This is a genomic window from Nocardia sp. NPDC056000, from assembly GCF_042269265.1.
GTDB lineage: Bacteria > Actinomycetota > Actinomycetes > Mycobacteriales > Mycobacteriaceae > Nocardia.
The window spans coordinates 45,145-57,740 of sequence record NZ_JBHJXS010000013.1 but is presented as its reverse complement, the minus strand read 5'-3'; the positions used below and the strand labels follow the sequence as shown (position 1 = coordinate 57,740).

Here is a 12,596-nt window from a genome sequence, read left to right as displayed (position 1 = left end):
TGGACGCGCGGCGGGAGCGGTTGGTTCCGCAGATCGCGGCCCTAGTCGAATGGCGTCCCGATGCGCAGTCGGTTGCCGTCGGGATCGCGCAGTTCTATTTCGCGCGCCCAGGGCTGATCCTCGGGGGTGACGCCGAATTCCGCAGCGATGCCGTCCACATCCCGCATTCGGAGGTAGATGAGCGTGTCCGGTCGCGCGTCACCGGTGTGCTCGGACAGGAAGATTCGCATTTCCCCGCGCGCGACTTCGACGAATGCCGGGAAATGCGGTTCGAAGCGGTGTTCCCACTGTTTGACGAAGCCGAGTCGTTCGTACCAGGGCACCGCGACGGCGGCATCGGCCACGCGCAGCACCGGGATGATCTCTTCGTTCACAGCTCAGTCCTTTCGCGCCTGCAGGGTGTAGGACAGCGGCAGCCGCTCGCGATGCTCGATGAGCCGCCATTCACCGTGCTTATCGTGAATCATCTTGCCGGGCAGCGCTTCCCAGGGAACGCTGTCGTGTTCGGTCACCGCGGTGAGTGTCAGTCCGGCGGTGAGCAGCGCCCCGATGATCTCGCCGAGGCCGTGATTCCATTCGTGCGTAACGGTTTTGGTGATCTCCCCGTCGGTGTCGACGTAGGTGCTCCCGTCGTCGAAGACCGTGGGCGCGGCGGTCTCGAAATACGGGTATCCGATCACCAGCCGATCCTGTGTCTCGTCGATGGACCACAGCACCGGATGCCCTTCGCGAATGAACAGTCGCCCGCCCGGCCGCAGCAATCCGGCCACGGTTTCGGCCCACCGCCGCACATCGGGCAGCCAGCACAGTGCGCCGATTCCGGTGTACACCAGATCGAATTGTTCCGCGCCGAGCACCGGAATCGCCTCGTACACATCGGATTCCACGAATTCGATGGCGGTTCCGGTGTCCTCGGCCAGTTTTCGCGCCTGGGCGAGCGAGGCGGGTGAGAAGTCGAGTCCGGTCATATCGGCCCCGAGCCGGGTGAGCGAGAGCGTATCGGTGCCGATATGGCATTGCAGATGGACGCCGCGCAGTCCGCGAATATCCCCGAGCCGGGGTAGATCGAAGCGCACCACCTCGCTCAGAAAGCTCGGATCGGCTTGGAATTCGGCGAAGGCGTAATCGGCGGACGCGGCGTGCAGAGGTGCGCGTTCGTCCCAATTGTCGCGATTGAAAGTACGGTAATCGGTCACGTCCACTGACTGTGCCACGCTCGCACCGCCCCGCGCTCCTCATTTGTACGCGGGTCGCACGCAGGTCAGCGGCATTCGACCGTGCAGTAGGGTGGTCAGCGATTGCCGTGGGTGGGGGTTTCGGCGGGTTTGTCCCGCCGCGCTCGAATGGGATGCGGCATATGGCCGAATGGCGCGGTGCGCGCCGGATGGGGGAGCAGTGGTCGAATATCAGCAGGCGGACGAGGTCACCGTGGTGCTGCCGCGTGAGCCGAAGCGGCGGCGCGGCCGGATCCGCTCGATGCTCGTGTCGAAACGCCCGAGGGGCTGGTTCGGCTGGACGGCGGTGGTGCTGGGCTGGCTCGCACTGCTCGCCGGGCTGACCGGTGTCGGATTGCACTACAACACGATGTCCTCGGAGTCGGCCATGCTCGCCGCCTCCTTCGCCCCGTACCTGATGCTGTTCGCGGTGCTCGCCCTGGTGATCCTGTTGCTCGCGCGTGCCTGGCGCGGTGCGCTGGTGGCATTGCTCGTCACCGCCGCCGCGCTGTGGTCGCAATTGCCGATGCTGTGGCCGGACGGCACCGCCGGGCCGGGCGTGGATGTGGCCGTCATGCAATCGAATCTGCTGTTCGGCAATGCCGATACCGATGCGGTGGTGCGGGCCGTGCGCGAGAACGGGATCGAGGTGCTCACGCTGGAGGAGCTCACGCCCGAGGCACTCGCCCGCCTGGACGGCGCGGGTCTGGCTGAACTGCTGCCCTACCGTCACGTCGAGGCCGCCGCCGGCGGCGCGGGTTCGGGCATCTTCACCCGCTACCCCTTGGAGGCGGGCAGCAAGCTGTCCGGTTTCCTGCTGAACAATGTGCGCGCCACCATGATTCACCCCGATCGGGGTCCGGTCGCGGTCTTCCAGTTCCATCCGATCCCGCCGAATCTGAACTTCGACGCCTGGAGCAACGAGCTGCGCACGATTCGCGATCTGCTCGATCAACAGCCCGGGCAGGTGATCGTGGGCGGTGATTTCAACGCCACCTTCGATCACGCTCCCTTCCGAGAGCTGTTGCGCGGCAGGTACGCCGACGCCGGTGAGCTGCTCGGCATCGGCGCCATGCCGACCTGGCCGGACGACCGGTCCTGGGGTCCGCTGCTGGGTCTGGATCGGGTGCTGGTCGCGGGCGGGCATGCCACGCAGGTTCGTTCACTCACAATTCCCCGATCCGATCATCGCGCTGTCGTTGCGCGCCTGCGCCTCTGAGCGATACAACGAGAGCAACCCGGAGACGCGGCCCGGCCGAGTCCGGCCGTGCTCGGGGTGCCGGGACCGCGGCTGGGCCCGGAGCGGTACTCGGGAGGCGTTATGCGGAATACACGGCTGCGGTTGGGGCTCGGCATCGGACTGCTCGCGGCGGGACTGGTGATCGGCGGTTGTACCGTCGTGAAAAACAGTGAGCCACAGAACATTACGGCCCCGGTGGACAATCCCTTCGAACTCAGCGGGGCGGTGTCGGCGACCGGGCCGAACGGTCCGCGCAGCGGGGTGCCGGATACCACGCTCACCGCCGAGAACGCGGACGGCGGCAGCATCGACAAGCTGGCGCTCAATACCCTCGCCGATCTCCAGGAGTACTGGACCGCCCAGTACGCCAAGACTTTTCCCGGCACCTTCACCCCGGTGAACCGATTCATCTCCTGGGATTCCACCGCCCCGCGCGGTCAGGCCGTGCAGTTCTGCCGTGCCAGCACCTTTCAGGAGGTGAATGCCGCGTACTGCACGGTCGATCAGACCATCGGCTGGGATCGCGGCACGCTGCTGCCGGAGCTGGTCAAGAAATTCGGGGCCATGTCGGTGGTCATGGTGCTGGCCCACGAATACGGGCATTCGGTGCAGGCGCAGGCCAAACTCAACGGCTTCTTCACCGCGAACGTGATCCGGGAACAGCAGGCGGACTGTTTCGCCGGTGTCTTCCTGCGCTCTGTGGCGGAAGGGAATTCGCGGCATTTCACGCTCAACACCACCGACGGCCTCAATGGCGTACTCGGCGCGACCATCGCCGTGCGGGACAGTGAACCGGGCGCGAGCAAGGATGAACACGGTTCGGCATTCGAGCGCGTGACCGCGGTGCAGATGGGCTATACCGATGGGGCGCAGGCGTGTAAGACCATCACACGCAAGGAGCTGGCCTCCCGGCGCGGCACCCTGCCGACCAGCTACACCACCCCCAATGAGGCGAATCAGCAACTGCCGGTGGACCGTTCATCGCTGGATATGATCGCCCAGACTCTCGCGACCAACGATCCGATCACCCGGCAGCCGGTGTACGACTACACCGGGGTGAGCAAGTCCTGCGCGAATGTGACCGTGACCAAACCGGTTTCGTACTGCCCCTCGGGCAATGCCATCGGCGTCGATGTCTCGGCACTGGCCAAAAGGGCGCGCGGGGATGGTGACAGCGCGGTGCTCTCGGCCATGGTGGCGGGCGATTACAACGGGTTCATCATCTTCATCTCCCGCTATATGCTTGCGCTGCAACAGGATCGCAAGCTCGGGCTGACCGGTGCCGAGACCGCCGGACTGCGCACCGCCTGCCTGTCCGGGGCGTTCAGCACCAAGATCAGTCAGCCGGGCGGCGAAATCCGGCTCTCCGCGGGGGATCTCGACGAGGCCATCTCCGGACTGCTCGCGGATGGCCTCGCCGCCTCGGACGTCAACGGCAATGTGGTGCCCAGCGGTTTCGTGCGGCTGGAAGCCTTCCGCACCGGAGTGCTGGACGGCGACAACGCCTGCCTGAGCACCTACAAGTAATCGCCTAGGCCGGATCTATGTGCTGGTTCAGCCAATTCACCAGATCGGCGATGACCTTGTCCTGTTCCGGCTCGTTGTAGATCTCGTGGAAGAGACCGTCATAGCGGATGACGGTCTTGTCCTTCGACGCCGCATCGCGCTCGATCAGATCCGCGCCCTCGGGTGAGGCCAGTCCGTCCGCGGTGCCGTGCTGTACCAGCACCGGAACGGTGAGCTTGTCCAGGTTCGCCAGCACATACGTTCCGGCGCGCAGCATTTCGGAGCCGGTGCGGGCGGGCACCCCGCCGTGGTACACCAGCGGGTCGGTGTCGTAGGCGCGCACCACTTCCGGATCGCGGCTCACCAGCTTCGAATCCAGTTTCAGCACGGGCAGATTCGGCAGCAGCTTGGAGACGACCGGTGCGAGCAGTCGCTGTACCGCATTGCCCGCGTCGACCACGATCGCGGGACCGGAGAGCACCACGCCGGTGACGTCCAGGGGTGCGCGGGTGGCGAGGTAGGCGACGGTGAGCCCGCCCATGCTGTGCCCGATGACGAACTTGGGCAGTCCCGGATGTTCCTTCACGGCGATATCCAGCAGCGCTTTGACATTGTCGGCCGCGCCGTCGAGGGAGACGACATTCGCCTTCCCGCCCTCGGACCGCCCGTGCCCGATGTGGTCGAGTGCGTAGGCGGCGATCCCGGCATCGTTCAGGCGCGCCGCCACATGGGCGTAGCGGCCCGAATGCTCCGCGTACCCATGCACGATCACGGCAACGGCCCGGGGCTCGGAGTCGGGCAGCCAGGCCTGCCAGTACACCCGCCCCGCGCTGCCCTGGAATTCGCCGGTCTCGTTTCGGGTCATCGTCGCTCCCTCTCGGTCGGATATCGCACGCCGGGGCGACCGCGCACATTCCGGGGCGCTTCGCCCGGTTTGTCGCCACCCGGCCGAGTCATTCTCGCGCACCGCCGCCGCGCCCGCCGCGTCACGCCCCGAAATTCGTGCGCGCGGGTTCAGCGCCGGGCGAGGTGGTCGATCAGGAGCCGGTTGAAGGTGATCAGGCGCGCGTAATTGGCGCGGGAGATGCGCTCATCGGTGCCGTGGATGCGCTCGAGGTCCTGTGCGGTGAGGATGATCGGCGCGAAATTACAGCGTGTGGCGGCGAGATCGTCGTAATAGCGGGAGTCGGTGGCCCCGGGCACCAGGCCGACGGTGACCGCGACGCCGGGCACCACCGCGCGGGTGAGGTCGGCGATGAGATCGAAGGCCGGACCCGCCGCAGGATTCGCGGAGGGTTCGGACGCGTGACCCATCAGTTCGATGGCGACGCCCTTGTCGCGGACGACCCGGCGGCAGTGCGCGACCACATCCGCCACCGAATCACCGGGCAGGATACGGAAATTCACGTACGCCTCGGCCCGCTGCGGCAGCACATTCGGTGTCACGCCGCCGTGGATCATGGTCGGCGCGGTGGTGGTGCGCACCAGCGCCTCGGTGGTCGGCCCGGCGGCCAGTACGCGCGCGATCGCGGGTCCGGCCACACCGATCAGGCCGAGCAGGGTGCGGCGCGGTTCGGACATGAATCCCCGCAGCCGCGTGAGCATATCGACGGTGACCGGGGTCAGCCGCAGCGGGAACGGCCGGTCCTGAATCCGGGCCACCGCGCGGGCCAGCTGCCCGACGGCGGTCTGCCTGCCCGGCATGGAGGAGTGCCCGCCGATCGCGGTCACCGACAGGCGGACGGTCGCGAATCCCTTCTCGCCCACCATGATCGTGGCGACGGGCAGGTCGATGCCGTCGGCCACATCGGTGGTGATGACGCCGCCCTCGTCGAGCAGCAGTTCGGCCCGGACCCCGGCGGACCGCAGCCGCTGCGCCATCCGCCCGGCCCCGGTATTGCCGAACACCTCTTCGTCATGTCCGAAGGCCAGATATACGGTCCGCGCGGGCCGGACCCCGTCGGCGAGCGCCGCTTCGACCGCCTCCAGGATCGCCATCACCCGGCTCTTGTCGTCGATGGCCCCGCGTCCCCAGATGAAGTCGTCATCCACCACCCCCGCGAACGGCGGATGCGTCCAGCCCCGTTCGTCATCGACCGGGACGACGTCCATATGTGCGAGCAGGATCGCCGCGACCGGTTGGGTCGTCGCGATGCCGCCCGCAGGGTCATCGCCCGAGCCGGACGCGGCATCCCCGCTCCCCGGCCAGCGGTAGAGCCGGGCGTGGCCGAAGGTCTCGCATTCGAGATGCGCGTGCACCAGCGGGAAGCAGGCTTCGAGATGAGCTGTGAGGCGCTCGAATTCGCCGAGGTCGGTCTCGGCGGGATCCTCACGCGAGACGGTGGCGCAGCGCAGCGCCGCCCCGAGTCGTTCGGCGGTGGCGTCGTCGACGGCCGGGGTGGCGGCTGCGGTCTGGGTCATCGATCTCCGGTCCTGGGTGGGAAGTCGATATTCACTGTCGCATTGTTCAGCGCGTCCGCGGGCACCATGAGGGCCTTCTCATTGCTCCACTTCGGGATGCCCTCGGAGATGCCGCCGGTCAGATCCGGGGTGCGCACCGCGTTGAGCAGTGGAAGTCGCACGCGCGCGGAGGTGACGGTGACCTTGGCGAGCGATGCGGGATGCGCCCAGATGTCGTCGAGGATGTCGGTGATGCGGAAGGCGATGCGATGCCCGGCCGCGATCGGCCAATCCTGGGCCAGCAGCCGCAGCTCGGTGGTCGGGGTCGCGGGTGCGATACCCCGGGTGATGACGATGCCGCGGCCGTTCGGGTCCACGTCGTACATTTCCAGGGTCACGCTCGCCTGCGGCGGCGCATCCACGCCGAGGGTCGCGGTGACCGTGCCGGAGAGCTGCTGATCCTGCGCCAAAGGCTGACTCACCGACCAGATTTCGCGATCGGGGCCGGGAATCAGGCCGCGATCGGTGTACGCGCCGGTGCGCAGATCCACCGGCACCTGCCGCATATCCGCCGGGGGCCACTGTGTTTCGGACCGCCACCGACCGTCGAACTGCCCCACCGTGATGCGCGGTCCGGGTACCGGTGCGTCCTTACCCGCCACCAGCCGATCGAAGAACCCGATCAGCTCGGAGGTGAATTGCGGTGTGCCGCATTTGTCATCGCAGGTGCGATGCCCCCACTGCCCGAACCACGCCTTGTGCTCGCCGGGTCCGAGCTCGTTCCAGAGCTGGAAGACGCGATCGGGTTTGGTGTTGTAGTCGATGAATCCCTGTCCCAGGAACAGTGGAATGGTGTTGCCCTTCAGCTTCGCCACCAGATCCCGGTCCTGCCAGAACGCCGAGGACGCATCATGATTCATGATCTGGTTCGCGTAATTGCTGTAGCAGGCGGGATCGATGCTGACCGCATTCGCCTGGTACTCCGGCGAATCCGCCCAACTGCCCGGCGTGGAGGCGATGAGCAGATGCTCGAGTCCCGCGAAATCGCCCGGCCGGACCCCGGTTTCGGTGACCGGCTTACCGGAGAACTTCCATGCGATGCCCTGCATGTACAGGTACGAATTGGGGTCGACGACGGGTTCGAACGCCGCGACCGCCGCCAGTCCGGCGGGTTTCTCGGCCAGGCCCATCAGCCCGGTCCACGCCTCATAGGAGATCCCCATCAGTCCGACCTTGCCGGTCGACCAGGGCTGTCCGGCCGCCCACTCCACCGCGGTCTTCACATCGGATCGCTCACCCGGCCCGCCGAAATCCGGGCAGCCGTTGGAGCCGCCGAAACCGCGCAGATCCACGATCACATAGGTGTACCCGGCGGCCAGCATGGCGGCCACCGGCAGATTCTCGGTCGACGGCCCGCCCTTGAGCAGCGGTGAGGTGAGATAGGCCAGATGTGATCGATACGGGCTCACGGTCATGATCACCGGTGTCTTCGCGTCATCGGCGATCCCGGTCGGCCGCAGAATATCCGCGTGCAGCCGCGTCCCATCGGCCGCGGTGATGTACTCCTGCTTCCACACGAACCCCTGATCGGCGACCGCCTGCCCCGGCACCGCCAGCACTCCCAACACCAGTAGCAGCCCGAGCAGGGCACGCCACAACACCATCCGCATGATCACCATAGTGACCTTGGTGCCTGACGTCGTCGCAGACCAGCCCCCGGAAACAGGGTGCACGGCGGCGATCGGCGGGTGCGCACGGGATCCCTCGGACATAATCGTGCGGGCGACGTCCGAAACACGGGCGCTCGTACGGGGGTGGAAAGGCGGGTCACCGGTGGTACTCGAGCCGGGATCGGTATTCGCGGGTTATACGGTGCTGGAGCAAGCCGGATCGGGCGGGATGGGCACGGTCTATCGGATGCGGCATCCGCGATTGCAGATCGATGTCGCGGTGAAAGTGCTGCCCGCGCATGTCGGCAGCAGTGATCCCAAGGCGCTGGCCCGGTTCGAACGCGAGGCCCGGCTCACCGCCGCGCTACAGCATCCGAATATCGTGCGGGTGCACGACTGCGGCACCGATGGCGAAACACCCTGGATCGCCATGGATTTCGTCTCCGGATCGGATGCCGAGCGATTGGCCGGAGCCGGTCCGCTGCCGATCGCGCGCGCGGTGGAGATCGTCCGGCAGGCCGCGGCCGCACTGGATTACGCGCACGGCAAGGGCATCCTGCACCGGGATGTCAAGCCCGCCAACCTGTTGATCAGCGAACACACCGGTCAGCAGCATGTGCAGATCACCGATTTCGGCATTGCCCGCGGACTGGGGGAGCGCACCACCGCGACCGGTTCGGTGCGCGCCACTTTCGCCTATGCCGCACCCGAACAGCTCGGCGGCGGGCCGGTGGATCACCGCTGTGATGTCTACGCGCTGGGCTGCACGCTGTTTCATCTGCTGAGCGGCGCGGTGCCGTTCCCGCTGCGCACCGTGTTCGCGATTGTCAACGCGCACTTGAACACTCCGCCGCCGCGAGTATCCACGAGCCGCCCGGACGTGCCCGCCGCACTGGACGAGGTGATCGCGACCGCCATGGCCAAATCGCCCGGTGCGCGCTATCGCTCGTGCGGTGAAATGGCGGAGGCGGCGCTGGCCGCGATTCGCGAACCGCTGTGGCCGGAACCGATGAGCACCGCTCCGCCGCAGGGTGATTCGGTGCGACCGGCCGCCGGAGCGGAGCCGCCGGTCTGGTCGACGCCGCTGTCGAACCCGCCGCCGGTGCGTGCGGCGGTCGATCTGATCGGGCATACCGGCGCGGTGCGCGTCATCGCCTTCGACCCCTGGGGTGCGCGGGTGGTCACCGCGGGCGCGGATCAGACGGTCCGGCTCTGGGATGCCCACGGCGGTAAGCAGATCGGCGCTCCGCTGGCGGTGAATATCGCGGTGCACGCGCTGGCCTTCAGCCTCGACGGCAGTCTGCTGGCCGCGGCGAGCGGTCGTAGTGCGCGCCTGTGGGACGTCGAGAGCGCGCAGCGGATCTGCGAAGACGTGTACACCGCGTTGCCGTCCACACCCGTATTCGGCCCCGATGCGGCCGTGCTGGCGGCCACCAACCCGCAATCGGTACTGCTCTGGGATACGCCCGAGCGCAATGGATTCGGGAAGCTGGAGATGCATCCCGGTTTCGGTCTGGGCTACAGCTCATTGGCCTTCAGCCCGGACGCAACCGTCTTCGCCATCGCCCGCCGGGACGAGGTCATCCTGCGCGACTACCACCGCGGGGCCGCGCCCCGGGGTTCGGCCATCGGCGCGCAGCGCGCGATTCTGGCGCATGCGGGTGAGCACGTCCGCCGCGTGCTGTTCACCTCGGACAGTCGCACGCTGCTCACCGTCAGCGATCGTGTTGCCCGGCTGTGGGATTGCGCCGATGATCGCTATCGCGTCGAATTGCTGCTGCCGATGGAACTGACCGGGACCGAGGTCGAGGCGGCGTTCGGCGTCGACGGCAGCCGCTTCGCGGTCGCCAATCACGATCGGGTGGTGTGCTGGAGCCGGAGCACCGGGCAATCGATCCACTTCCCGCTCGACACCGGGACCGGTCCGGTGCGCTCGGTGACCTTCAGCGCCGATGGCGCGCTGCTCGCGGTGAGCACCCGTGCGCTGGTGCGCATCTGGGATATCGACAGCCGCAGGCAGCTCGGCCCGGATATGCCGCCGCCGGTGGTGTTCGCCCCCGACGGCATCACTTTCGCCGCGGCACACCATGATCGGGTGTGCCTGCGCAATCTCGCCGAGCTGCGCTGACTACATCGGCCGCAGGTCGATGATCTTGCGCAGCCGGGCGCGGTCGCGTTCCAGGCGGCGCGCCTCATAGGCGATCGGGAAGTAGCGCACTCGTTCGGGCAGTACCGGAACGGTGCGGCCGATCACCCAGCCCAGCGCGCGCAGGGTGCGCTCATCATTGGAAGTCCATGTCAGGCCCAGCTTTTCGCGAATGATCTCGGGTGTGGTGCCGACAGTGAAGAAATACTGCAGGCGGCCGACGGGTTTGGTGGCGGTGCGCCACAGCGGGCGCAGCGGTGCGGGAATCTGCTTGGGCGGTGCGATCTTCTGGATCACCCGCAGATAGTCGTCGGCGACATTGGTTGCCACCAGGTGGTTCTCGACCTGATCGCGGAACCACGGCTCCCATTCGGCGAAGGTCGCCGGAATCTCCTTGGGCGCCACCGAGAAATTGCGCATGAGCTGCACCACCTCGCGGTAGTACGCCTCCTTCTCGGCCTCGCTGAGTTTCACGGTGGAGAAGTACTTATTGCCCTCGGTGAAGGCGAAGACCGCGGTGTGCAGCACCCACGCCCACGGCCCCGAGGACAGCGCCTGATGCTTATTGCCGTGCGCGTCAACGCTATTGAGGCTCGCGTGCATGGCGCGCAGTCGATCCGCTTCGGCCAGCGCCTCATCGCCGCCGTAGATCCACATCATGACCGAGGCGATACTGCGGAAGGCGCGTCCGGCCGGATCGGTGCGGAAACTCGAATGTTCGTCCACCACCGCGGCGATGGTCGGCTCCATGGTCTGCAACAGGAAGGCCGAGCCGGCGGTGAGGGAGAACGTGATGAGCCCGGTCTGCTCCCACATCTGGCTGCCGGGTGCGAACGGACGGCGTTCGGGCCGGGGTGCTCGGGAGTCATGATCGATCGGCGCGACGGCGGCGGTCATGGTGATCTCCTTTGATCACGGTCCTGCCGCAGCGCCACACTCCGACAGGATGAGAGAGTTACGTTCGAATCTTCTCATCTTGTCGGCCGGGTGGCAACCGTCACGTCCGTGCGCGCAGCCATTGTTGTTCGAGTGCGCCCAGTTCGGTGCGGGATTCCTCGTCGTGGGACCACTCCCGCGCGATGCGATGCCAATTGCCGGTGGCGCGCAATTTGCCCAGCAGGGCGAGGGTGCCGTATTCGGCGCGGCGCGCGAGTGCGTGTTCGGCGGGGGCGTATTCGCGGCGCAGATTGTCGAAATAGCCCCGGCGTGGATCGATGACGGCGAGCAGGGCGTTCGACGCCGAATCCGCGCCGACGCGGGTCTCGGCATCGGTCAGCAGCCAGCCCGACACCTCGTACATCAGCCGCAGGCACTCCTCCGGTGTCACCGGTGAGTGCTGTTCCAGCACACCGTAATCCACCAACAGTGCGCGCAGATCCGCGCCGCGGTACTCCGCCGCCGCGCGGGCGCAGTCGAGTTCGAATTCCACCGCCGTCGCGTCCATCTGCTTGAACAGGCCGAAATCCAGGAAGGCGACCCCGCCGTCGGCGGTGAGCAGGATATTGCCGGGGTGCGGGTCGCCGGTGAAACGTCGTTCCCGCACCATCGATCCGATGTAGAAGCGCATCAGGATCTCGCCGGCCCGATCCCGTTCGGCATCGCCGAGCGCGGTGATCTCGTCGAAGCGCAGGCCCTCGACGAATTCGGTGACCAGCACCCGGGCCGTGCACAGTTCGACTTCGACGGCCGGGATGCGAATGAACGGGTGGCCCTGGAAGATTCGCGCGATGGTCAGATGGTGTTCGGCCTCGGCGCGGTAGTCGATCTCGGCCGCGATATGGGTCGCGAGTTCGCGGACCAGCGTGTGATCCGCGACCGCCGGTGCGACGCCGCGCAGCAGTCGCATCACCAGCGCGAGGTTCTTCAGATCCGCCCGGATCGCGATATCGATACCCGGATACTGCACCTTGACCGCGACCGCGCGGCCGTCGGTGAGCCGGGCCCGATAGACCTGGCCGATCGATGCCGCGCCGATCGGCTCTTCGTCGAATTCGGCAAAGACCTCGTCGAGCGGGCGGCCATAATCGCCCTCGATGACCGTGCGCATCTGCTCGAAAGGTAGTTGCGCGCTCTGGTCGTAGAGCGCGGCCAGTTTGCGCTGGAAGCGTTCCCGCTGTCGCGGCGATACCGCGCGATCGCCGAACGCGGCCAGCGGATCGAACATGGACAGCAATTGCCCGGCCTTCATGGCCAAGCCCTTCATGCTGCCCAGCACCGTCACGATGTCCTCGGCCGCCTCGACGAGGGCGCGTTCGGTGCGGGCGATGCGCTGTTCCTCGGTATCGCGGACCATCGACAATCGCACGCCCGCGCCTCGAACCGCTTGGCCCGCAACGAGTTTGCCCAGTTCGGCGCCGCGTCGCGCCCGGGAGATGGGGATATCGTTCGGCATCGGCGACCTCATTCCGGCGAGAGCTGCG

The 12,596-nt window shown here is 67.1% G+C and carries 10 protein-coding genes; 3 read left to right on the top strand and 7 right to left on the bottom strand.

Annotated elements, in window-relative coordinates:
* Nucleotides 1–41 precede the first annotated feature (41 nt).
* Nucleotides 42–374 (bottom strand): glyoxalase superfamily protein, encoded by a 333-nt coding sequence (locus ACFC4D_RS33740; protein WP_376069243.1) that lies wholly within the window; start codon nt 372–374, stop codon nt 42–44.
* 3 nt (nt 375–377) lie between these two features.
* Nucleotides 378–1,196: a class I SAM-dependent methyltransferase gene (locus tag ACFC4D_RS33735; protein WP_376069240.1), complete on the bottom strand. Its 819-nt coding sequence runs from the start codon at nt 1,194–1,196 to the stop codon at nt 378–380.
* Between the two features lie 199 nt (nt 1,197–1,395).
* On the opposite strand from ACFC4D_RS33735, the gene ACFC4D_RS33730 reads away from it, so the two are divergent.
* Together ACFC4D_RS33730 and ACFC4D_RS33725 are read left to right on the top strand one after the other, a co-directional pair.
* Nucleotides 1,396–2,433, top strand: coding sequence for an endonuclease/exonuclease/phosphatase family protein (locus ACFC4D_RS33730; protein ID WP_376069237.1), 1,038 nt, complete (start codon nt 1,396–1,398; stop codon nt 2,431–2,433).
* 102 nt (nt 2,434–2,535) lie between these two features.
* Nucleotides 2,536–3,981, top strand: a complete 1,446-nt coding sequence (locus tag ACFC4D_RS33725) for a metallopeptidase (RefSeq protein ID WP_376069234.1) — start codon at nt 2,536–2,538, stop codon at nt 3,979–3,981.
* Nucleotides 3,982–3,985: 4 nt separating this feature from the next.
* Here ACFC4D_RS33725 and ACFC4D_RS33720 read toward each other — a convergent pair whose 3' ends face one another.
* The 3 genes from ACFC4D_RS33720 to ACFC4D_RS33710 form a co-directional block, all read right to left on the bottom strand.
* Nucleotides 3,986–4,825 carry an alpha/beta hydrolase gene (locus tag ACFC4D_RS33720; RefSeq protein WP_376069231.1) on the bottom strand — a complete coding sequence of 280 codons (840 nt, stop codon included), beginning with the start codon at nt 4,823–4,825 and terminating at the stop codon, nt 3,986–3,988.
* A 149-nt stretch (nt 4,826–4,974) separates the two neighbouring features.
* Nucleotides 4,975–6,381: a M20/M25/M40 family metallo-hydrolase gene (locus ACFC4D_RS33715; RefSeq protein ID WP_376069229.1), complete on the bottom strand. Its 1,407-nt coding sequence runs from the start codon at nt 6,379–6,381 to the stop codon at nt 4,975–4,977.
* Complete coding sequence (locus ACFC4D_RS33710; protein WP_376069227.1) at nt 6,378–8,030, bottom strand: CocE/NonD family hydrolase; 1,653 nt, start codon at nt 8,028–8,030, stop codon at nt 6,378–6,380. The genes ACFC4D_RS33715 and ACFC4D_RS33710 overlap by 4 nt, the downstream gene beginning before the upstream one ends.
* A gap of 163 nt (nt 8,031–8,193) precedes the next feature.
* Here ACFC4D_RS33710 and ACFC4D_RS33705 point away from each other — a divergent pair, with 163 nt between their 5' ends.
* Nucleotides 8,194–10,158, top strand: a complete 1,965-nt coding sequence (locus ACFC4D_RS33705) for a WD40 repeat domain-containing serine/threonine protein kinase (protein WP_376069224.1) — start codon at nt 8,194–8,196, stop codon at nt 10,156–10,158.
* Here the strand turns inward: ACFC4D_RS33705 and ACFC4D_RS33700 are convergent, their stop codons facing one another.
* A complete protein-coding gene (locus tag ACFC4D_RS33700) occupies nt 10,159–11,073 on the bottom strand; it encodes an oxygenase MpaB family protein (protein ID WP_376069221.1) in 915 nt (304 codons plus the stop codon). It abuts the gene before it with no gap.
* Between the two features lie 100 nt (nt 11,074–11,173).
* Nucleotides 11,174–12,568: an ABC1 kinase family protein gene (locus ACFC4D_RS33695; RefSeq protein ID WP_376069218.1), complete on the bottom strand. Its 1,395-nt coding sequence runs from the start codon at nt 12,566–12,568 to the stop codon at nt 11,174–11,176.
* Between the last annotated feature and the right edge of the window lie 28 nt (nt 12,569–12,596).